Raw genomic sequence first — 19354 nt, 5'->3', positions numbered from 1 at the left:
TCAGCGGCCCGTTCCGAACCGCACACCGATGGTCGTCAGCACCACGTTGACCGCGAATAGCGCGAGCACGCACAACACCAGCGTCTCGTTGACCGCGATGCCGACGCCCTTGGGACCGCCCTTGGTGGTCAGGCCGCGGTAGCAGCCCACCAAACCGGCGATCACCCCGAATATCGCCGACTTGACCATTGCGATGACCACTTCGGGCAGACCGGTGACCAGCGTCAGCGTGGCGAGATAGGCGCCGCCCGAGACGTTTTGGAGCTTGACGCCGAAAAAGAAGCCGCCGATCAGGCCGATGGTGATCACGGTGCCGTTGAGCAGCGTGGCGACGAAGATGGCGGCGACGACCCGCGGCACCACGAGCCGGTGGATCGGGTCGATCCCGAGCACCTCCATCGCGTCGATCTCCTCGCGGATGGTGCGGGCACCCAGGTCGGCGCAGATGGCCGTCGACCCGGCCCCGGCGACTACCAGCACGGTGGTCAGCGGCCCCAGCTGGGTGACCGCGCCCAGCGCCGCGCCGGCACCGGACAGGTCGGCGGCGCCGAACGCCGACAGCAGGGTGTTGAGCGTGAAGACGATCAGCACGGTCAGCGGGATCGAGACCGCGATGGTGGGCAGCAGCGCGACCCGCATGATGAACCAGCACTGGTAGATGGTTTCGCGCCAATGGAAAGGCACCCGGAATAGCGCCTTCCCGGTCAGCACACACATCCGGGCGAAACCACCGACCGTCGCCAGCGGGGGCGTGAGCTGGTCGCGGACGTACTCGGTGATCCGCGTCGACGTGGGTGTCGCGGTCGTCACCGCTGCGTCGCCGATCTTCTGGGGTGCGTTGGGCAGCAGGCTATGTGACAACACACGTTTCCCATAGGCCACACTATGTAGCAAAAATCACATCAAACCCACGAGACACGCTGCAGTCGTCGGAACGAAGTCAATGGCGATTCTCGACAGTTCGCCGGACGTTGATGCCTTTTAGATGCAGATGTAAATTTGATGTATGATTCGCACGCAAATCCAACTGCCGGATGAGCTTTATCGTGACGCCAAGCGAGTTGCGCAGGAGCACGAAATGACCCTTGCCGAGGTCGTGCGTCGCGGGCTTGAGCACATGGTGCGGATCTACCCGAAACGCGACGTGGCGGGCGATGCCTGGCAGCCGCCCGCCCCGCGTCGGCTCGGCCCGTTTCGGGTGTCCGACGACGCGTGGCGCGAGCTCGCCAACGAAGCGTGAGTGGCCGTGCTCTCGATCGATACGAATGTCCTGCTGTATGCCCAAAATCAGGATTGTCCCGAACATGCCGCCGCCTCAAGGTTCCTCGTCGAGTGCGCAAGTCGGACCGACGTCGCGGTCTGTGAGCTCGTGCTCATCGAGCTGTATCAACTGCTGCGGAATCCGGCGGTGGTGACGCGACCGCTCGATGGCCCCGAGGCAGCAGAGGTCTGTCAGGCGTATCGCCGTAACCGGCTGTGGGCGCTCATCGAGAATGCCCCGGTGATGAACGATGTATGGGTACGGGCGGCCACGCCCGGAATTGCTCGTCGGCGCCTATTCGACGCGCGACTGGCGCTGACATTGCGCCACCACGGTGTCGATGAGTTCGCCACGCGAAACATCAACGACTTCAACGACTTCGGGTTCTCGCGGGTGTGGGATCCGATCACGCACGGAGGAAGTCCAGAAGTAGCTGGTTGACGATCTCCGGTTGCTCGATCTGTGGACAGTGGCCCGCCGCCTCGACCACCGCCGAGCGACCGTCGGGGATTTGGTCGGCGATTTCTTTGGCCCAGCCGAGCGGCAGCAGCTTGTCGCATGCGCCCTCGACGACCAGCGTTGGAACCGAGATGCGTCCGTATGCCCGCTGACTCGACGGCGCAGGCGGCGGGGGCGCGCCGGGCCGGCGAAACCGCGCCGCCGCGACGGCCTCCCAGGCACCGGGCGCGGTGGCCGATTCGTGGCGTCGCCGCACATACTCGTCGTCGGCCGGGTAGGCGGGATCGGAAAACAGCGCCTCGACGATGCGGCGCATGCCCTCGCTAGTGGCGTCGTAGTCGTACAGCGCTTCCATGTGCTGGTTGCGCTGGATCTCGCCGCCGCCGCACATGGTCACGATGCTGCGCGCCGGCAGCAGCGGCGCGTCGGAGGTGGCGTCGACGAGCAGGTTGATGGCACCCATCGAGTTACCGACGAAATGTGCCGATTCGACGCCCATTTCGGCGCAGAACCGCGCGACGTGGCGGATCCGCATTCCGCGTCCGTCGTTGAAGTCGACGACTTTGGCCGTCTCACCGAAGCCCAGCATGTCCGGCGCCAGCACACGGTAATGCTCGGCGAGCGCGGGAATAGTGTGCTCCCAACCGATTTCGGCGCTGGCGCCGAATTCTCCGCCGTGCAGCAGGACCACCGGCTCGCCGGCGCCGGCTTCCAGATAGCTGGTGACCAGCCCGTCGACGACGACGGTCCTGCGCTGCCAGGAGTTCATGCCGTGCCCGGGGCCGATCGCGCGAACGTGAGCACCTGCGAGGCCAGCAGATCCAGCTGCGCCCGCACCGCGGCGTCCGCCAGTCCACCGGCCTCGTCCCAGATCTGGTCTGCCGAGTTGATCGCGACGCCCAGCGGAGTCGGCCAGGCGCGCAACGCATGACCGATCGCCCGGAGCTGATCCAGCGTGCCAACCGCCGCCTGCCACCCGTAGGCGCAGCTGATACAGCCCCACGGCTTGTTGTCGAGATAGACCCGGGAGTCGTCACGCATATCCTCGATGTAGTCCAGCGCGTTTTTCACCAGCCCGGAGACCCCGCCGTGGTATCCGGGTGACGCGACGACGACGGCATCGGCCTGCCGCAATGCGCCGATCAACTCGACGGCTTTGTCGGTGCGGGCCGGATCGTGCGGGTTGTACATCGGCAGCTCGATGTCCTCGCCGCAGTACAGTTTGGTGCGGCCGCCCTGGCGCTCAACGGCTTTTAGGCAGTGCCGCAAGGCCCGCTCGGTCGACGAGTTCGATCGCAGCGTGCCGCCGACCCCGACCACCAGTGGCCCAACAACTTGTGTCATCTTCATCCCTACTTGATCGCGATCGGATTCACCGGCGAGCCCACCGCACCGACGACCCTCAACGGCGGCGCGACGAGCTGAAACTCGTAGACGCCGTCGGCCGCGCAGTCCGCTGCCAGCGCGGTCAGATCCCAGTACTCGCCGAGCATCAGGCCCATGTCGCGCAGGCACAGCATGTGCATCGGCAAAAAGGTTCCCTCAACACCGGACACCGGGTCTTCGACCATCAGGTTGTCGGCGGCCACCGCCGCCACGTCGTGGTCGTGGAACCACGAGGCGCAGCGCCAGTCCAGTCCCGCACCCGGCTCACTGCCGTCACCGGTGACCAAAAACCGTGCCCACCAACCGGTCCGGATCAACACGATGTCGCCCCGGCCGATCGTCACGCCCTGCGCGCGGACGACGTCGTCGAGCTCTTCGGGCGTGATCGGGTTGCCATGCTCTAGAAAGGTGTCCGCGCCGCGATGCCGCACCAGGTCCAGCAGCACACCGCGCGAGGTGATGCCCTTGCCGTCGACCTTGTCGATGCCGCAGTGAAAGGCGCCGTAGCTGGTGACCGAACTGGCCGGGAAGCCGTTGTAGAGCTGGTCCTCGTAGTACACGTGGGACAGCGCATCCCATTGGGTGGCTGCCTGCAGCGGCATGATGATCATGTCGTCGTTGAAGCGCAGCAGGCCGTCTTCGAAATAACCGCTCACCTCTTGCGCGACCGAGTTGCGGGTCCACTTCGGCCCGTACTGCGCCAGGGTGGCGGCGTCGCCGCCGTCGACGGTCATGACGTGGATCGGGTTGTGCCGGAACTGAAACGCTCCCTGCGGGCCGGCCGAGCCGAAGTCCACACCGAGCGGGAACACTTTGCCGTGCTTGACCAGGCTTGCGGCGTGGGCGACCTTGTCCGCGTCGATGAAGTTCAAGGTTCCCAGCTCGTCGTCGTCGCCCCAGCGGCCCCAGTTGCTGACCTCGCGCGCGAGCCGGCGAAAGTCGCTCAGGCCGGCCATGACGCGCGTCCCTCCTCGAGTTCGGCGGCGACCGCCGCACCGACAGTCCCGCCGTCGACCCAGATGACCTGGCCCGAAATATAGCTGGCCGCTTGGCTGTTCAGGAACACCAGCACCGACGCCTGCTCCTCGGGTTCGGCGACCCGGCCCAGCGGCTTGGGGATGTCGTCGAGGTATGCCTGGCCGTACGTGGAGCGCAGTTGGTCGAGTATCGGGGTGTCGGTGACGCCCGGGCCGGTGCAGTTGATCCGGATGCCCCGGGCACCGAGGGCGGCGGCGGTTGTCATGGTGTAGAGGATGACGGCTTCTTTGGACAACCGGTAGCCCCCGCCGGCCAGCGCGTCGGGATGGCGGCGGCACCAGTCGATTCCCTCCGGCATGGTTCTGGTGTTGAGCAGTCCGGCCACCTGCTGTTGGTGATCGCGGTATCCGGCCGCCGCCAGCGAGGACACGCTGACCACCGACGAGCCGGGCGGCATGGTGGGGCTGAGCGCCTCGGTGAGGTGGCGCAGGCCAAGGAAGTTGACGGTGACGACGAGCAGTGGATCACCGATGCCGGAGGAGACGCCCGCGATGTTGAACAGCGCGTCGACTCCGGCGCCGATCGACGCGACGGCGCGGTCGATCAATTCGGCGTCGGCGAGGTCCACCTGGTGAAACTCCCCGACCTCGAATGCGGGCCGCCGCGTGTCCAATCCGACGACGTCGGCGCCGAGCTCGGTGAGTTGGTGCACGACGTGCGCACCGATTCCCGACGCGCAGCCGGTGACCACCACGCGGCGGCCGTCGTATCGCCAGAGTTCGTCGGTCACTGACGCTGTTCTTTGGCGCGTTGCGCCGCCTGAACCCGGCCCTCGTTGATCTCGGCCATCGCCTCGGGAATCTCGCTCGCGGTGAACTTCCCGCCGCGACCGGTAGGCAGGCCGCCGAACGAGTAGCCTTCGTCGAATTCCGGTGCCGTGGACGCGGTCCGGCGGGCCTCGATCTTCTCGACGACCGGCTCCAACCGCTTTGCCTTGTCGGCCACCGCTTTTGCGTCGCGTTCGATGAACTCGGGCAGTACTTCCTTGCCCATGATCTCGATGGACTCCATGGTGCCTTCGTGGCTGCGCGGGTTGAGCAGCAAGATGATCTCGTCGACGCCGCTGTCCTCGTAGCCGCGCAGGAACTCCCGCACCGTGGCCGGCGAGCCGATCGCCCCGCGCCCCGGCCCGTAGGCCAGCGTCGGATCCTTCTCGACCTCTTCGAGGTAGCGCTCCCAGACGCCGGTCCGGCCCGGCGTGTGCACACCGGTCATGTAGTAGTGCATGATCCCGAACGAGAAGAAACCGCCGCCTTTTCCGAGCCGTTGCAGCGCCTGCTCGTCGGTCTTGGCGACCATCATCGACAGGTCGCCACCAATGGCCAGGATGTTCGGGTTGATCGCCGGGGTGACCGGGACGCCGTTCTCCTCGAATTCCTTGTAGTACCCGTTGACCCGCTCGGTCAGCGGCCCCGGACCGGTGTAGGCGAAACTCAGTGCGCCGATGCACTTTTGAGCGGCCATCTGGACGGTGGCCGGCCGGGTGCAGGCCACCCACACCGGCGGATGCGGCTTTTGCATCGGTTTGGGGATCACGTTGCGGGCCGGCATCTCGATGTGTTCGCCTTTGAACCCGGTGAAGGGTTCTTCGATCATACAGCGGATCGAGACCTCGAGCGCCTCCTCCCACTGGGCGCGCTTGTCGGCGGGATCGATGCCGAAGCCGCCGAGTTCGCCGACCGACGAGGATTCTCCGGTGCCGAACTCGACGCGTCCGTTGGAGAGCAGATCCAGGGTAGCGATCCGTTCAGCCACTCGGGCGGGGTGGTTGACCACCGGCGGCAGATGCATGATGCCAAAACCCAGCCGAATGTTCTTGGTGCGCTGGCTGGCGGCGGCCAGGAAGATCTCCGGCGCGGTGGAATGGCAGTACTCCTCGAGGAAGTGGTGCTCGGTCAGCCACACTGTGGAGAAACCGGCCTTGTCGGCGGCCTCCACCTCGTCGAGGCAGTCCTGCAGCAGGATCCGCTCGTCGTCGGGCGTCCACGGGCGGGGCAGGGCGAATTCGTAGAACAGTGAGATTTTCACTGGTTACCTCCAATAAGCGTTGACCGTTGGCTTACAAGGTGTTTGGCCGCGACGTAGCCGAACGTCATGGCCGGTCCGATGGTGGCGCCGGCGCCGGCGTAGCTGCGGCCCATCACCGGCGCTGCGGTATTGCCCACCGCGTACAGGCCGCGCACCACACTGTCGTCGGCGCGTACCACGCGGGCGTGCTCGTCGGTGCGCAAGCCGCCCGACGTGCCGAGGTCGCCGAGAATGATCCGGAACGCGTAGTAGGGCGGCTTGCCCAGTGGATACAGGTTGGGATTGTCCAGGGTGGGATCTCCGTAATAGTTGTCGTAAACGCTGTCACCTCTGTTGAAGTCGTCGTCGTGACCCTTGCGGGCCAGCTCGTTGAATCGTGTCGCGGTGTCTTGCAGCGCGGCGGCGGGGACGCCGATCTTGGCGGCCAGTTCCGCCCAGCTGGTGGCGGACCTGACCACGCCAGAGTCCAGCCAGGCGTGCGGAACTTTGCGGCCGGTGGGCACCGGCGCTTTGGGGACCTTCGGTAACGGAAGATGTCCGGCGATGACATAGCGGTTCCAGGACCGGTGGTCGGTGATCAGCCAGCACGGGATGTGGGTGACACCAGTCTTTTGACCCTCGAGCATGGCGTGGCCGAAGTCCATGTAGGGCGCGGCCTCGTTGATGAAGCGTTTCCCGACGCCGTTGACGATGAACTGGGACGGCATCATGCGTTCGTTGAGCATGAATTGCAGCCTGCCGTCGGGCCATTGGATGGCGGGGAACCACCACGCTTCGTCGAGCAGGTCGGCGGCAGCGCCTACCTGCTGGCCGGCGCGGATGCCGTCGCCGGTGGCCGCGGGGTTGCCGAAGCTCCAATCTTGGTCGATGACCGGCTGGTGTTCTTTGCGCCAGGCCAGGTCGTGGTCGAATCCGCCGGTCGCCAGAATGACGCCGCGGCGGGCGTAGATCTGCCGTGGCGCACCGTTTTTGACTACCATAGCCCCGGTCACCGACCCGTCGGCGTCGGTGATCAGCTGGGTCATCGGCGAGTTCAGCCACAGTGGAATGCCGCGATCTTTCATCGCCAGGCGCAGCCGCGCCGCCAGCGACTGTCCGATGGCCGCCATGCGGTCGCCGAAAACCCGGGCCCGCACCATCCGCCACACCAGCTTGGCCAGCACCGCCTTGCCCGCCCACGATTGACGGACCTGATAGAAGGAGCGGAGCTCTTTGGGGCCCAGCCAGATTCCCCGCGGCGCCAGCGCCAGCGGCTGCAGCAGGTGCTGCTCGTCGGGCCCCAGCGTGCGCAGGTCGATCGCGGGCACGTTGATCGTGCTGCCCAGCTCCGAGCCGCCGGGCAACTCCGGGTAGTAGTCGGCGTAGCCGGGTTTCCAGACGAATTCGAACCACGGGCTGAGTTGCTCGAGGAACTCCATCATCTGCGGCGCCGCCTCGACGTACCGGCGGATCCGGGCGTCGCTGACCAGGCCGTCGGTGATGCGGCGCAGGTACTCGACGACACCGTCGGGCGACGGGGTGTAACCCTCGCGGCGTTGCGCCGGCGCTCCGGGCACCCAGATGCCGCCGCCGGACAGTGCGGTGGAACCGCCGAAATACGAAGCCTTTTCGACGACGAGGGTGTCCAACCCGGCGGCCTCGGCCGTCAGCGCGGCCGTCATGCCGCCGCCGCCGGAGCCGACCACCAGGACATCGACCTCATGAATACCGCCGAGCGTGAAGTTAGGTTCACACTCGGGTGTCGAACGTGAACCTAACTTCACACTCGCGTCCCTAGCGTGGCTCACACCGGCACCGCCGTCCTGATCGCGAAACCGGCGATGAGCTCCGCGGCCTCCTTGTAATAACGCACCGTGGTCCGGTATGGCCCTGCGGCCGCGAGAGCGGCGAAAGCGGCGACCCAGGTGCGGATTTCGTGCGCGGAGTTGCCGCCCTCGTGGGTGATGAACGAGTTGGACCAACCGTCGAGGTCGGCCAGCTGTCCGGAGTCGACGATGTCGAGGAAGCGGTGATCCCAGGCCGGGTTGATCGGTTGGCGGTCGCTGGTGCCGTCGGCGTAGCTGCGGGCAGCATCGATCACGGCCGCCTGGCGGGCCTGTCGCTCCTCGGCGGTCATCCGGCGGTTCCGCACACTGACCGGCGGATCATGCGACAGCCCACCGGATCCCAGCACCAGCACCCGCTTCTCGAGGCCGATCAAATGGTTGCCGACTGCCTCACCGAGCGCCCGGGCACGTTGCAGTGGTCCCAACGGAGTGGCGACGGAGTTGATGAAGATCGGGATCACCGGTCGGGCGGTCGCATCACCGAACAGTTTCTCCAGCGGCTGGACGGTACCGTGGTCCACTTCCATGCACGCGGATATCGCGATGTCGACGCCCGCGGCAAGAATGGCTTTCGCGCAACTAGCCGCAAGCGCATCGGAAACATCGAGCGGGCCGGCGTAGGTGTTGTAGTCGCCGACACCCTCGGCGGACGTTCCGATACAGAACGGCGGCATCAGCTTGTAGAAGAACCCGTTGTAGTGATCCGGCGCAAACACCACGGCGAGTTCGGGGTCGAAATCGTTGACGAAGTCGCGAGCCTGCGCGAGTGCGGCGTCGATGTCATCAAGGAGGTCCTGCGACGGCCCTGGCAGATTCAGTAGCGGGCTGTGAGACATACAACACAGGGCTAGCGGCACGGTTTCCTCCCGGAGTCAAGGTGAGGACGTCGAAGATCTTGGCGCTCAGCTCGGGTGCGAGTTGGGCGATGCAGGCGCCGGCGATGCAGCGATCGGGGCGCAGGAACAACACAGATTCCTGATGGGTGTCGAACCAGGCTTTCAACTCACCGTCGCGGTCTCCGACGATCACCACTTCGGGGTCGTCGTGTCCGCTCCAGTGCAGCTGTTCGAGGGGCCGCGCGGCGACGAACCGTGCACCCAACGCCTTCCAGTCCGCGAACGCCTGTGCGCCAAGGATTTCCCTGGGATTGTTGTTCCAGCACAGCACGGCGAAACCGATGCCCAGTACATCGTCGAGCATGACGTTGCAATGATGGCGGGTGTCCACCCGGGGTTGCACGAACAGCGTGCCGACCGGCGAGTTCGGCGTGGTGTGCACGACGGCGCCGTGCTCGTAGCGGGGCATCGGCTTGAACCGCATCTCGAGCACATACCGCTTGAGCGAGGGCACAATTGACGCCGATCGCACCAGCAGGTCGCGGGCGGCGGCGACCCGGCGGTTGGTCGGTGAGATGACCCGGCCCACCATCGTGGACAGGTCGATCATCGCCCGGGCGTGCTTGCGGCGTTCCGCGTCGTAGGTGTCGAGCAACGCGTCGTCGGCCTGACCGTTCAGCACTGCGGCCAGTTTCCAGCCGAGGTTAGCGGCGTCCCGGATACCGCTGTTGTAGCCCTGGCCCTGCCATACCGGCATCAGATGCGCGGCGTCGCCGGCCAACAGCAGCCGACCCCGGCGGAACGCGCCGGCGATCCGGGAGTGGTGGGTGTACACCCGGTGGCGGATCACGTCGACGCGGTCCGGGTGTGGCACGAACGGCGCGAGCATGCGCGCGAGAAACGCCGGATCCTCGGCCTGTTCGTCGGATTCGTCGGCGTGGATCATGAACTCGAACCGGCGAATCCCGTGCGCGATGGAGATCGACGCGTATGGGCGCTCGGGGTCCGCACCGACCTCGCTGTTCGGATGACCGAGCGGATCGTTGGCCAGGTCGATGACCAGCCAGCGGGTCGACGAGGTGGTGCCGTCGAAGGACACGCCCATCAGCCGCCGGGTGGTGCTGCGCCCGCCGTCGCAGCCGACGACGTAACGTGCGCGCAGAGGCTCCCCCTCGCCGAGTTCGACTGTCACTGCGTCGGAGGTCTGCGTGCACGAGGTCATCGGGCGCTCCCACCACACCTCAACGTGCTCGAATCTGTCCAAGCCGCGCAGTAATTCGGCGTCGACCAGCGGCTGCACGAACCCATTGCGTTTCGGCCAGCCGAATCGGGCGTCGGCCGGCGCCATCTCGGCCAGCACGCGCCGCTTGGCGTCGACGAACCGTAGGATCTGGTTGGGCACAGTGTGCGGCAGGATCGCGTCCACCAGGCCGATCGCCTGGAAGGTGCGTAACGCCTCGTCGTCCAGACCGACGCCGCGGGGATAGTCGATCAGCGACGCACGCTCGTCGACAACCAGCGTCCGAACGCCCTGCAGGCCAAGGATATTGGCCAATGTCAACCCGACCGGGCCGGCCCCGACCACGACGACGTCGACGTCGGTTGTCATGAGCGTCCCAGCAGGAAGTCGAGATGGAGCCGGTTGAACGTCTTGGCGTCCTCGTACTGCGGCCAGTGCCCGCAACCCGGCATCACTTCGAAGCGCGCACCGGGGATCATCGAGGCGATCCGGCGGCCCTCGTCGACGTCGGCGGTGGGGTCGTCGCTGGTCCACAGCACCAGGGTGGGCGCGGTGATGGCGCCGTACTCAGCGGGACCGAGCAGGTTGCGGGCCCGGATCTGCGGATCCTGCAGCGCCATGATGTCGCGCATCGCGGCGGCGAAACCCGGTTGCCGGTAGACGCGTTGGCGGCTGGCGACCAGATCGTCGTAGTCCTTGGACTTGTCGGCCATCAGCCACTTGATCCGCGCCTGCACGGTCTCCCAGCTCGGGTTCTCGGCCGCTGCCATTGACAGCGTGATAATCCGTTGCATCACTTCGGGATCGGCCTGTGAACCGCCGGCGGTGTTGAGCACCAGCCGGTCGACCCGGTCCGGGTGGTCGATGGCGGCCCGCGCGGCGACCCAGCCGCCGAGCGACTCACCGGACACGTGGGCACGCTGCGCGCCGATCGCATCCAGCACCGCCATCAGATGCTCGACGTAGTGCGATATTTCGAGGGGATGGCCGGGCTTGTCGGTATAGCCATGGCCCAGCATGTCGATCGCCCAGGTGGAGAAGTGCTCGGCGTGCGCCTCCAGGTTGCGGACGTATGCCTCGGCGTGACCACCGGAGCCGTGCAATAACACAAGCACCGGCCTGTCATCCGCGTCGCCGGCATGCAGATAGCGGGTTCGGACGCCGTCGGCGTCCAGGTAGCCCTGCTCGAACGGGACACCCTGCAGGTCGCTCCAGACGCTCTCGTACTCCGCCACCCGCTTCCTCTCTGGCCGGAAACTTAGTTCTCGTTTTCGGCGAGCCGTGTGTGCTAAAATCGCACACTGATGTGCACTATGTATAGAGCATCACTCTCCAGTGCTGGTGTGTCAAGGACGCGACCGTGAACGGCTCGCAGACCTTGGCCCGGGGGCTCACGGCGCTGCAGTTGGTGGCCGAGGCCCCGACGGGCCTGTCGGTGCAGCAGGTCGCCGACGGCGTCGGGGTGCACCGCACGATCGCCTACCGGCTGCTCGGCACGCTGGCCGAGTTCCGATTGATCGCCAAGGGTGACGACGGGCGGTACCGCCCGGCGGCGGGACTGGCGGTCCTGGGCGCGTCGTTCGACCGCAACATGCGCCAGCTGAGCGTGCCCACGCTGCGGGCGCTGGCCGACGATCTGGGCACCACGGTGTCGTTGCTGGTGGCCGAGGGCGACCAGCAGGTGGCGCTCGCGGTGATCGTGCCCACCCAGGTCGCCTACCAGCTGGCATTCCACGAGGGCAGCCGCTACCCGCTGCACCGCGGCGCCGCCGGCATCGCGCTGCTGGCGAGCATGCCGCCGCGTCCCGGGGAACGCGACCTCGTCGCGCGGGCCCGCGAGCAGGGCTGGGTCGTCACCCACGGCGAGATCGAGCCGAACACCTACGGCCTGGCGGTGCCGGTCCATCGCCAACCGCCGTCGCCGCCAACCTGTATCAACCTGATCTCGCACCGCGAGGACGTCGTGCTGCGCGGCAAGGACGCAGTGATCAAGGCGGCCAAGGAATTGTCGGCAATTCTTAGCTGAAAGGACGTTCGATGCCTTCCTGGGACCACGAAGTCGACGTCGTCGTGCTCGGCAGCGGCGGCGCCGGCCTCACCGCCGCGCTGACCGCGGCCGCCAACGGCGCCTCGGTGGCTGTGTACGAGAAGGCGCCGACGGTGGGCGGCACCACCGCGGTGTCGGGCGGTGTGGTGTGGATTCCCGCCCATAACCGTTGTCCCGACGGCGAATTGACTGTTGACGACGCTTTGAGCTACCTGCGTGCACAGTCTTTCGGATCGATGGACGAGCCGCTGGTCGAGACCTTCGTGCGGACCGGCCAGGTGATGCTCGATTTCGTCGAGGCGCACAGCGGCCTGCGCTTCGAAATCGCGACCGGCTTCCCCGACTACAAACCCGAACTGCCCGGCGGGCGGCCCTCCGGCGGCAGGTCTTTTTGCGCCGCGCCTTACGATCTGGCGCAGTTGGGCGAGTGGCGTGACCGGATCACGGCGTTTCCCGCGGACTGGTCCAATGTCGGGTTCGACGCCGAGACCCGCGCGCGGCTGCACGCCGACGTCGACGAAGGCGCCGACTTGTGCGTGGCCGGCACCGCGCTGATCGCCGGGCTGCTCAAGGGATTGCTGGATCTGGGGGTGACGCCGTGCACCAACGCGCGCGCCGAGGAGCTGGTTGTCGACGGTGATGGCATCGCCGGCGTGCGGGTGGGCTCGCGCATGGTCCGCGCTCGGCGCGGCGTCGTCCTGGGCACCGGTGGATTCGAGTGGAATCCCGCGTGGGTCAAGGCTTTTCTGCGCGGACCGATGCACGGTGCGGTGTCGCCGCCGAACAACACCGGCGACGGCCTGCGCATGGCGATGGCGCACGGCGCCGAGCTGGCCAACATGGGCGAAGCGTGGTGGGTGCCGATCGTGCGAATTCCAGGTGACACCATCGACGGGCATCAGCGCAGCCGCAGCGTGCGGCTGGAACGCACCCGTCCGCGCAGCATCATCGTCAACCGGGCCGGCCGCCGGTTCGTCAACGAGGCCTGCGACTACAACTCGATGGCCGGTGCCTTCCACTACCTCGACCCGCGCGACGGCTACGTCAACGATCCCGCGTGGATCGTCTTCGACTCGCTGCACCTCAAACGCTACGGGTTTCTCGGCGTTGCTCCGGGGGGGCCGGTCCCCGATTGGTTCTGCGCCTCAGCCGATTTCGCCGAACTCGGCACCAAGACTGGCATCGACGCCGACGGGCTGGCCCGCACCATCGAACGCTGGAACCGCAACGTCGCCGACGGATCGGATCCCGAATTCGGCCGCGGCTCAAGCGCATACGACGGCTACTGGGGTGACGAGCGCGCCTCCACCCTGGCTGGAAAGACACTGGGGCCCATAGACACCGCCCCCTACTACGCGGTGCCGGTGTCGGTCGGCGCGATGGGCACCAAGGGCGGGCCGCGCACCGACCGCGACGGGCGGGTGCTGCATGTCAGCGGCGCGCCGATACCGGGGTTGTTCGCCGCCGGCAACGCGATGGCCGGGGTGACCGGGCGCGCATATGGCGGCGCCGGCGGAACTATCGGCCCAGCAATGGTTTTCGGCTTCCGCGCCGGCCGCTATGCGGCGACCGGCGAGTCGCTGAATGTCTAGCGAGGTGCGGTAACGCGAAAGCCCAGCAACTCGGCAGCCTCCGCCATTCGCACGTCGTAAGTGACGATCTCGCGGAGGTCGTCGCGGAACTGCTGTGCGGTTGCGAGGTGGACCGCGTCGAGCGTTCGCAGCTCGGTCGGCAGGATCGTCGCGGCGGCGCTAATGACCCGGTTGTTGATGCGGACAAGGTCGATCCTCTTGAGAACTTGCCGGCCATGCGCCACGACGTCGTCTCCTTTCGCGGCCGCTGCACGGAGCACCTCCGTGCGGGCAAGCGCGCTCGATACGAGTGTTCGGCGCCGAAGATAGCGACGCAGCGCCGCTGATTCTGCCTCTCGGTCAACGAGCTTCACGATTCCCGACGAGTCGAGATACGTGAGTCTCATAAACGATCGCTGCGCTGCCGCTCCAGCACCGCCGACAAAGGTTCGCTTCGCTCCGGCAACTCGATGGGGTCGGGCAGGTCGTCAAGGCTTCCGGTCGCAGGCTCGATCTCGCCGCTTGCCAACATCCGCTCGTATGGGCCGCCCTCCGGCATCGGCGACAGCAGGGCTACAGGCCGACCGCGATCGGTGATCTCAATCGTTTCGCCGGCCTCAACGCGCCGGAGGAGTTCGCTGGCCCGCTGTCGAAGCTCACGCACACCCACGGAACTCATGTGCTAACTGTAGCACTTCGACTGGTTCGGAGGCGCTGGCTGAACGGCCTAATTCATCTCCTGCGCCAGCGTCCAGGCCATTTGCGCCAGCTCGCGATAGCGCTCCCGGAAAGTCGCCGCACGGGAATCCGCTGCGTTGCCGTCGATTCCGCGCCGATAGACGCCGGCCGCGATCGATGCCAGCCGGAACATGGAGAACACGACGAAGACGTCGAGCGACTCCGGCACCTCCCGGCCCACGTGCCGACAATAGCTGGCGACGAACGCATCCTGGTCGGGGATGCCGGTACCGGCAAGGTCCTCGCCCGCCACCCCACTTCGGCCGCCGGCGTCGTCGGGCGGCAGGTGGTACGTCAGGCAGGCATAGGCCAGGTCGGCCAGGGGATGTCCGGTGGTCGCGAGTTCCCAGTCCAGCACCGCAACCACGCGCGGCTCGGTCGGATGGATCAGCACGTTGCCCAACCGGTAATCGCCATGGGCGATGCACGGCGGTTCGTCGTCGGTCGGCAAGTGTTCGGGCAGCCAGCCCGCCAGCATGTCCATCGCGGGCATGTCCTCCACCCGCGCGGCTTGCCACTGCCTGGTCCACAACGCCACCTGCCGCTGCATGTAACCGTCGGGCTTGCCGAATCCCTCGAGGCCGACCGCGCGCCAATCCACCCGATGCAGCGCCGCGAGCACGCAGGCCAGATCCTCATAGATCGCGGCGCGGTGCTCGGGCGTGCACTCGCGCAGGACACGGTCCGGAAAGATCCGTCCGGGCACGTAGTCCATGACGAAGAACGTTGTGCCGATTACTGATTCGTCTTCGCAGAGCAGTCGCATTCTTGGCACGGGGACGTCGGTGTCAGCCAACGCGGCCATCACGCGGTATTCGCGCTCCACCTCGTGGGCCCGGGGCAGTAGGGTGCCGGGTGGCTTCTTGCGCAGCACGTACTCGCCGGCGGCGGTTCTCAAGTGAAACGTCGGATTGCTCTGGCCGCCTTGAAATTGACGAACTTCCATTCCGGTGTCGAACCCCGGCAGCCGCGCGTCCAGATAGCGTTGCAGCGCGGCTTCGTCGAACTGGTGAGCCGGCAAGACCGGCACCAGTTCCGCCATGCCATCCATCTACGACGCCTCCATGAATCGGCGGGTCAGGCGGACCAGTTGAGAACGTAGCGTGTCGTCGTCGACGTCGGCGACGAGGGGATGCATCACTCCGACGGCGATCGCGCCCGACAACATTGCCGCGGTCACCCGGGCGTCGTCGCCGGCGTCGCCGACCAGCACGCTGTAGAGCCGTTGGATAAACTGCTGGAAGGGCTGGTGCTCGGCGAGTAGACGCACGATGACGGGATCGAACTGCAGCGTGCTCGCCGCGCCGCGGCGCTCGACCGCCACATCGATGACCCGCTCCAGTAGCATCTCGCGCGCCCGCGTCCCGTCGTCCTCGGCTTCGGCGGCCTCCAGCGCCTCCTCGAGGCCGCCGAGTTCGCGTTCGGTGAGGGCGATGACGATCTCGTCCTTGGTCTTGAACTGGTGGTAGACCGCGGCCTTGGTGACACCGATGTCGTCGGCGATCATTTGCAATGACGTTCCGCCGACACCGTTTTCGGCGATCAGTCGCAGTGCGGCGTCCAGGATGCGGGTCTGCGCCGCGCTGCGCTCGATTGATCGGAGCCTTGCGGCCCGGGTAGCCACCACCCCGTAAGGGTAGCCGATCGGCTATTGACCGTCGGCTAGCCGATCGGCTAGGTTCACCGGCATGTCGACTGTCGCCGAAGCACAGCAGGCGCCTCCGACAGTGAGTCTTCGCGGGCAGTGGATTTGTTTGTGGATGACTCCGGTCGTCGGCGTCGTGCTGCTCGTCGCGTTCTTGGCGTTCCCGGGCTTCCTTCCGCCGATGTCACCTCAGATGACGGCGGGTCAGGTTGCCGAATTCTACGCGCACAACACGACGATGATCCGGTTCAGCATGATCACCTACAACCTGTTCGGCATCATGCTGATCCCGCTGTTCGCGCTGATCGTCGTCCAGATGAAGCGGATGGCCACCCCAAACCAGGTGCTCGCGTACTGTTACCTGACCGCCGCGGTCAGCGGTGCGACGCTGTTCGCGCTCGCCGATATCTTCTGGCTGGTGGCCGCTTTTCGGCCGGAACGCGATCCGCAGTTGATCCAGCTCCTCAATGACCTCGCCTGGATCACGTTCATTGCACCGGTCGGCATGCTGGTGGTGCAAAACCTCTGTTTGGGGCTTGCCGTCTACCTGGATGCCCGTGCGCGGCCGGTCTTTCCGCGATGGGTGGGCGCCTTCAGCTTGCTGACCGCCGCCGCGATGGCCCCTGCCGCGGGTGCGGCGATATATCGGACCGGGCCGCTGGCCTGGAACGGCGCAGCGTCGTTCTGGCTGCGGATCGGCGCGTTCACGTTGGACGTCGTGGTGATGTTCTTCGTGCTGCGGGCTGCGCTGCGGCAGCAGGCCACCGAGGAGACGGCGACACCATGACCGACACGGCGACGCCGCGAAGCAATATCGATCTCCGGATTGCCTTTTGGGTGGTTCCGGCCTTTTACACCTTGTTCGGGCTGATCTTCGTTCCGCTCACCCGGGTGATGCCGCCGCCGCGGCCCGATGTCACCGCGGAGCAGATGGGCAACTTTCTTCATCAGCATGCGGTGACGATCCAGATCGGCTTCGCGCTGTTGATGGTCATCATCGGCTTTGCCGGCGTCGCGAACGGCATCGTCGTCTTCGAGATCAAACGGATGTCGGTCAGCCCGGTGTTCGCCTACGCCTATCTGGGCGCCCTGGCTGTCGGCGCGCTGCCGGGCTGCCTGATGGCCGCAATATCCTTCCTGGCGGCGGTCTTTCGTCCCGACCGCGACCCCGAGATTGTGGCGTTGCTGTATGACTTGACGTTCCTGTCGTTCGTCGGATCGCTGGGCTGCTTCTCTGCCGCCTACCTGGTGTTCGCAATCGCCATCCTGCTGGACACCAACGGCGTCTTCCCGAAATGGCTGGGCTACATCTCGATTTGGCAGATCGTGACGGAGCTGCTCGCGGCTCCGGTGTTCATCTTCCGGTCCGGGCCACTCGCCTGGAACGGCTCGATCAGCTTCTGGATGGGCACTGCCATCTTCGGGTTCTGGGAAGTATGCCTGATCGTGCTGCTGAAGATGGCGGTTGACCGTCAGCCCGTGGGTGAGTTGGTGCAGGACTGATGACGGATACTCGAGTCGACGTCGGCCGCAAGCCGCAAGCGCATCTGCCCGGCGACGGCAGCATGTGGATGTTCGTCCTCGGCGACCTGATCATCTTCGGCGCTTACTTCGTCATCTTCATGGTGTACCGCACGCAAGAGCGAGGGTTGTTCCTTGCGTCGCAACAACATCTCAGCCTCAACGTCGGCGTCGTCAATACCTTGGTGCTGATCGCCAGCTCCTGGTTTGTCGCGCGCGGTGTTCAAGCGGCCCGCGCAGGAGAACATGCCGGTGCGGTGCGGTTTATCGTCGGCGGCGGCGCCTGCGGTGTGCTGTTCATCGCGATCAAGGTCTATGAATGGTCGTCGAAAATCGGTCAGGGGCTGACGTTTCCGCACAACGACTTCTTCATGTTCTATTACCTGCTGACCGGTGTGCATCTGTTCCATGTGCTGCTCGGCCTGGTGATCCTGGGTGTGGTGGTTGCCAATTCGCGAGATCCGGGTCGCCGGCGGGTGTCGGTGGCGGAGGCCGGCGCAACCTATTGGCACATGGTCGATCTGCTGTGGATCGTCATTTTCGCGCTGCTGTACGTGATGCGTTGAAGCAATGAGCACAACTGTCCGGCTTACCTCCGTGTGGCTGATCCTGTCGGCGATCACTATCGCCGCATGGTGGCTGGCGCCCGGCCATGCGCACGCGGCTGCCGGCGCCAGCGTCCCCATCACGATCGCCGTCCTGGCGATGGCACTGATCAAGGTGCGCTTGGTGATTCAGCAGTTCATGGAAGTGCGCACCGCTCCCGGCTGGCTGCGGTTGTTCACCGACGCGTGGCTCGTGGTTCTGTGGGGGACGGTACTGGCAATTTACCTTTGGTGAGCAGACCCAAAGTTACCCATTTACCGGCGTGTCGGGGGGACTTTGCGTCTGCTCGCGCAGGAGTTGTGCGGCTGCCGTGTAGGGGTCGTCGCGGCCGTCGGCGACCGCATCGGCCAGCCGGTCGAGATCGGGGTGCGTACGCAGCCGGGTTTGCGCCAGCGACAGGATCTGGGCCCGTGCGCGGGCCAACCGGCGCGCGCGGTTGTCGGCGCGGTGATGGGCGTCGATGGCCTCCATCAACTCCGCGAGGCCTTCGCCCTTCGCGGCGACGAGGCTGAGAATCGGCGCCTTGGTCTCGGCCCGCAGGTCGCGAACCGTCTGCTCCGCACCCTCCCTGTCGGCCTTGTTGACCACCACGATGTCGGCGACTTCCAACAGCCCCGCCTTGGCCGCCTGCACCGCGTCCCCGGCGCCCGGGTTGAGGATGACGACGGTCGGATCGGCGACGGCGGCGATCTCGATCTCCGACTGGCCGACGCCCACGGTCTCCAGCAGCACCACGTCGTAGGCCAATGCGCCCAGCAATAGGATGGCCGCGGGAACGGCGGCGGCCAGGCCGCCCAGGTGGCCACGGGTGGCCAGCGAACGGATCAACACCTCGGAGTCGTTGATATGTCTGGTCATTCGGATCCGGTCGCCCAGCAATGCGCCACCGCTGAACGGCGACGACGGGTCGACGGCCAGCACCGCCACCCGCAACTCCCGCTGCCGGTAGGCCCCCACCAGGGCCGCGATCGTCGTCGACTTACCCGCGCCGGGCGGCCCGGTGATACCGACGACGCCTACCTTCGACGGCCCCAGGGTTTGCAGCACCTCGTCGCGGCGCTCACCCTCGACCAGGCTGAGCAATCGGCCGGCCGCCCGCGGTGATCCGTTGCGCGCCGCCGCGATCAGCTCGGCGATGTTCATCTATGGGAG

23 protein-coding genes are annotated in these 19354 nt (G+C 66.3%); 8 read left to right on the top strand and 15 right to left on the bottom strand.

Features of this window, described 5'->3' with window-relative positions; all coding sequences use genetic code 11:
- Positions 1-717 carry an MlaE family ABC transporter permease gene (locus AWB95_RS18900; RefSeq protein ID WP_085168519.1) on the bottom strand — a complete coding sequence of 239 codons (717 nt, stop codon included), beginning with the start codon at positions 715-717 and terminating at the stop codon, positions 1-3.
- 289 nt (positions 718-1006) lie between these two features.
- On the opposite strand from AWB95_RS18900, the gene AWB95_RS18895 reads away from it, so the two are divergent.
- Both AWB95_RS18895 and AWB95_RS18890 read left to right on the top strand, forming a co-directional pair.
- Positions 1007-1240 carry an antitoxin gene (locus AWB95_RS18895; protein WP_085168508.1) on the top strand — a complete coding sequence of 78 codons (234 nt, stop codon included), beginning with the start codon at positions 1007-1009 and terminating at the stop codon, positions 1238-1240.
- A gap of 6 nt (positions 1241-1246) precedes the next feature.
- Positions 1247-1702 carry a type II toxin-antitoxin system VapC family toxin gene (locus tag AWB95_RS18890; RefSeq protein ID WP_085168518.1) on the top strand — a complete coding sequence of 152 codons (456 nt, stop codon included), beginning with the start codon at positions 1247-1249 and terminating at the stop codon, positions 1700-1702.
- Here AWB95_RS18890 and AWB95_RS18885 read toward each other — a convergent pair.
- From AWB95_RS18885 to AWB95_RS18845, 9 genes are all read right to left on the bottom strand, one after another.
- Complete coding sequence (locus AWB95_RS18885; protein ID WP_085168507.1) at positions 1668-2489, bottom strand: alpha/beta fold hydrolase; 822 nt, start codon at positions 2487-2489, stop codon at positions 1668-1670. The two genes, AWB95_RS18890 and AWB95_RS18885, sit on opposite strands and share 35 nt — an antisense overlap.
- Positions 2486-3064: an NADPH-dependent FMN reductase gene (locus AWB95_RS18880; protein WP_062539992.1), complete on the bottom strand. Its 579-nt coding sequence runs from the start codon at positions 3062-3064 to the stop codon at positions 2486-2488. The genes AWB95_RS18885 and AWB95_RS18880 overlap by 4 nt, the downstream gene beginning before the upstream one ends.
- An 8-nt stretch (positions 3065-3072) precedes the next feature.
- Positions 3073-4062 (bottom strand): cyclase family protein, encoded by a 990-nt coding sequence (locus tag AWB95_RS18875; protein WP_062539986.1) that lies wholly within the window; start codon positions 4060-4062, stop codon positions 3073-3075.
- A complete protein-coding gene (locus AWB95_RS18870) occupies positions 4050-4874 on the bottom strand; it encodes a coniferyl-alcohol dehydrogenase (protein WP_062539987.1) in 825 nt (274 codons plus the stop codon). The genes AWB95_RS18875 and AWB95_RS18870 overlap by 13 nt, the downstream gene beginning before the upstream one ends.
- Entirely contained in the window at positions 4871-6172 is a 1302-nt protein-coding gene (locus tag AWB95_RS18865; RefSeq protein WP_062539988.1) for an LLM class flavin-dependent oxidoreductase, read from the bottom strand. Before AWB95_RS18865 ends, AWB95_RS18870 begins: the two co-directional genes overlap by 4 nt.
- The gene (locus tag AWB95_RS18860; RefSeq protein WP_269745734.1) at positions 6169-7878 is read right to left on the bottom strand and encodes an FAD-binding protein; all 1710 of its coding nucleotides are present in this window, start codon (positions 7876-7878) and stop codon (positions 6169-6171) included. The genes AWB95_RS18865 and AWB95_RS18860 overlap by 4 nt, the downstream gene beginning before the upstream one ends.
- A 77-nt stretch (positions 7879-7955) precedes the next feature.
- Positions 7956-8834, bottom strand: a complete 879-nt coding sequence (locus tag AWB95_RS18855) for a 3-carboxyethylcatechol 2,3-dioxygenase (protein ID WP_062539989.1) — start codon at positions 8832-8834, stop codon at positions 7956-7958.
- Positions 8782-10443 (bottom strand): bifunctional 3-(3-hydroxy-phenyl)propionate/3-hydroxycinnamic acid hydroxylase, encoded by a 1662-nt coding sequence (locus AWB95_RS18850; RefSeq protein ID WP_062539990.1) that lies wholly within the window; start codon positions 10441-10443, stop codon positions 8782-8784. Before AWB95_RS18850 ends, AWB95_RS18855 begins: the two co-directional genes overlap by 53 nt.
- On the bottom strand, positions 10440-11309 hold the full coding sequence (locus AWB95_RS18845) for an alpha/beta fold hydrolase (protein WP_062539991.1): 870 nt from the start codon (positions 11307-11309) through the stop codon (positions 10440-10442). The genes AWB95_RS18850 and AWB95_RS18845 overlap by 4 nt, the downstream gene beginning before the upstream one ends.
- Before the next feature lie 125 nt (positions 11310-11434).
- Here AWB95_RS18845 and AWB95_RS18840 point away from each other — a divergent pair, with 125 nt between their 5' ends.
- On the top strand, positions 11435-12100 hold the full coding sequence (locus AWB95_RS18840) for an IclR family transcriptional regulator (protein ID WP_238600925.1): 666 nt from the start codon (positions 11435-11437) through the stop codon (positions 12098-12100).
- Positions 12101-12111: 11 nt separating this feature from the next.
- The gene (locus AWB95_RS18835) at positions 12112-13713 is read left to right on the top strand and encodes an FAD-dependent oxidoreductase (protein WP_062538916.1); all 1602 of its coding nucleotides are present in this window, start codon (positions 12112-12114) and stop codon (positions 13711-13713) included.
- On the opposite strand, the gene AWB95_RS18830 is transcribed toward AWB95_RS18835, so the two are convergent.
- Genes AWB95_RS18830 through AWB95_RS18815 form a run of 4 tightly spaced genes read right to left on the bottom strand, consistent with a single transcriptional unit; the run spans position 13710 to position 16054 of the window.
- Entirely contained in the window at positions 13710-14099 is a 390-nt protein-coding gene (locus AWB95_RS18830) for a type II toxin-antitoxin system VapC family toxin (protein ID WP_062538917.1), read from the bottom strand. The genes AWB95_RS18835 and AWB95_RS18830 overlap by 4 nt on opposite strands.
- Entirely contained in the window at positions 14096-14371 is a 276-nt protein-coding gene (locus AWB95_RS18825; protein WP_062538918.1) for a type II toxin-antitoxin system Phd/YefM family antitoxin, read from the bottom strand. The genes AWB95_RS18830 and AWB95_RS18825 overlap by 4 nt, the downstream gene beginning before the upstream one ends.
- A gap of 48 nt (positions 14372-14419) precedes the next feature.
- A complete protein-coding gene (locus AWB95_RS18820; protein ID WP_232315531.1) occupies positions 14420-15472 on the bottom strand; it encodes a phosphotransferase in 1053 nt (350 codons plus the stop codon).
- 9 nt (positions 15473-15481) lie between these two features.
- A complete protein-coding gene (locus AWB95_RS18815; RefSeq protein WP_269745712.1) occupies positions 15482-16054 on the bottom strand; it encodes a TetR/AcrR family transcriptional regulator in 573 nt (190 codons plus the stop codon).
- Between the two features lie 64 nt (positions 16055-16118).
- Here AWB95_RS18815 and AWB95_RS18810 point away from each other — a divergent pair, with 64 nt between their 5' ends.
- The 4 genes from AWB95_RS18810 to AWB95_RS18795 are packed head-to-tail and all read left to right on the top strand — an operon-like array spanning position 16119 to position 18436.
- Positions 16119-16862 carry a hypothetical protein gene (locus tag AWB95_RS18810; protein WP_062538921.1) on the top strand — a complete coding sequence of 248 codons (744 nt, stop codon included), beginning with the start codon at positions 16119-16121 and terminating at the stop codon, positions 16860-16862.
- Entirely contained in the window at positions 16859-17578 is a 720-nt protein-coding gene (locus AWB95_RS18805) for a hypothetical protein (RefSeq protein WP_062538922.1), read from the top strand. Before AWB95_RS18810 ends, AWB95_RS18805 begins: the two co-directional genes overlap by 4 nt.
- Positions 17578-18162, top strand: a complete 585-nt coding sequence (locus AWB95_RS18800; protein WP_062538923.1) for a cytochrome c oxidase subunit 3 family protein — start codon at positions 17578-17580, stop codon at positions 18160-18162. The genes AWB95_RS18805 and AWB95_RS18800 overlap by 1 nt, the downstream gene beginning before the upstream one ends.
- Before the next feature lie 31 nt (positions 18163-18193).
- Positions 18194-18436 carry a cytochrome C oxidase subunit IV family protein gene (locus AWB95_RS18795; RefSeq protein ID WP_306306544.1) on the top strand — a complete coding sequence of 81 codons (243 nt, stop codon included), beginning with the start codon at positions 18194-18196 and terminating at the stop codon, positions 18434-18436.
- A 12-nt stretch (positions 18437-18448) separates the two neighbouring features.
- Here AWB95_RS18795 and meaB read toward each other — a convergent pair whose 3' ends face one another.
- Positions 18449-19345, bottom strand: a complete 897-nt coding sequence (meaB, locus tag AWB95_RS18790; protein ID WP_062538925.1) for a methylmalonyl Co-A mutase-associated GTPase MeaB — start codon at positions 19343-19345, stop codon at positions 18449-18451.
- Positions 19346-19354: the final 9 nt, after the last annotated feature.

The organism is Mycobacterium celatum (assembly GCF_002101595.1).
Classification (GTDB): Bacteria; Actinomycetota; Actinomycetes; order Mycobacteriales; family Mycobacteriaceae; genus Mycobacterium; species Mycobacterium celatum.
The sequence above is the reverse complement of the archived record's forward strand: the minus strand, read 5'-3'. Positions and strand labels throughout refer to the sequence as shown.

What these genes read in the sequence shown, in the direction of transcription:
- AWB95_RS18900 (WP_085168519.1), bottom strand. Translation starts at nt 717, where the DNA reads ATGTGTGTGCTGACCGGGAAGGCGCTATTCCGGGTGCCTTTCCATTGG.
- AWB95_RS18800 (WP_062538923.1), top strand. Translation starts at nt 17,578, where the DNA reads ATGACGGATACTCGAGTCGACGTCGGCCGCAAGCCGCAAGCGCATCTG.
- AWB95_RS18880 (WP_062539992.1), bottom strand. Translation starts at nt 3,064, where the DNA reads ATGACACAAGTTGTTGGGCCACTGGTGGTCGGGGTCGGCGGCACGCTG.
- AWB95_RS18805 (WP_062538922.1), top strand. Translation starts at nt 16,859, where the DNA reads ATGACCGACACGGCGACGCCGCGAAGCAATATCGATCTCCGGATTGCC.
- AWB95_RS18835 (WP_062538916.1), top strand. Translation starts at nt 12,112, where the DNA reads ATGCCTTCCTGGGACCACGAAGTCGACGTCGTCGTGCTCGGCAGCGGC.
- AWB95_RS18875 (WP_062539986.1), bottom strand. Translation starts at nt 4,062, where the DNA reads ATGGCCGGCCTGAGCGACTTTCGCCGGCTCGCGCGCGAGGTCAGCAAC.
- AWB95_RS18850 (WP_062539990.1), bottom strand. Translation starts at nt 10,443, where the DNA reads ATGACAACCGACGTCGACGTCGTCGTGGTCGGGGCCGGCCCGGTCGGG.
- meaB (WP_062538925.1), bottom strand. Translation starts at nt 19,345, where the DNA reads ATGAACATCGCCGAGCTGATCGCGGCGGCGCGCAACGGATCACCGCGG.
- AWB95_RS18810 (WP_062538921.1), top strand. Translation starts at nt 16,119, where the DNA reads ATGTCGACTGTCGCCGAAGCACAGCAGGCGCCTCCGACAGTGAGTCTT.
- AWB95_RS18885 (WP_085168507.1), bottom strand. Translation starts at nt 2,489, where the DNA reads ATGAACTCCTGGCAGCGCAGGACCGTCGTCGTCGACGGGCTGGTCACC.
- AWB95_RS18895 (WP_085168508.1), top strand. Translation starts at nt 1,007, where the DNA reads ATGATTCGCACGCAAATCCAACTGCCGGATGAGCTTTATCGTGACGCC.
- AWB95_RS18825 (WP_062538918.1), bottom strand. Translation starts at nt 14,371, where the DNA reads ATGAGTTCCGTGGGTGTGCGTGAGCTTCGACAGCGGGCCAGCGAACTC.
- AWB95_RS18855 (WP_062539989.1), bottom strand. Translation starts at nt 8,834, where the DNA reads ATGTCTCACAGCCCGCTACTGAATCTGCCAGGGCCGTCGCAGGACCTC.
- AWB95_RS18820 (WP_232315531.1), bottom strand. Translation starts at nt 15,472, where the DNA reads ATGGCGGAACTGGTGCCGGTCTTGCCGGCTCACCAGTTCGACGAAGCC.
- AWB95_RS18830 (WP_062538917.1), bottom strand. Translation starts at nt 14,099, where the DNA reads ATGAGACTCACGTATCTCGACTCGTCGGGAATCGTGAAGCTCGTTGAC.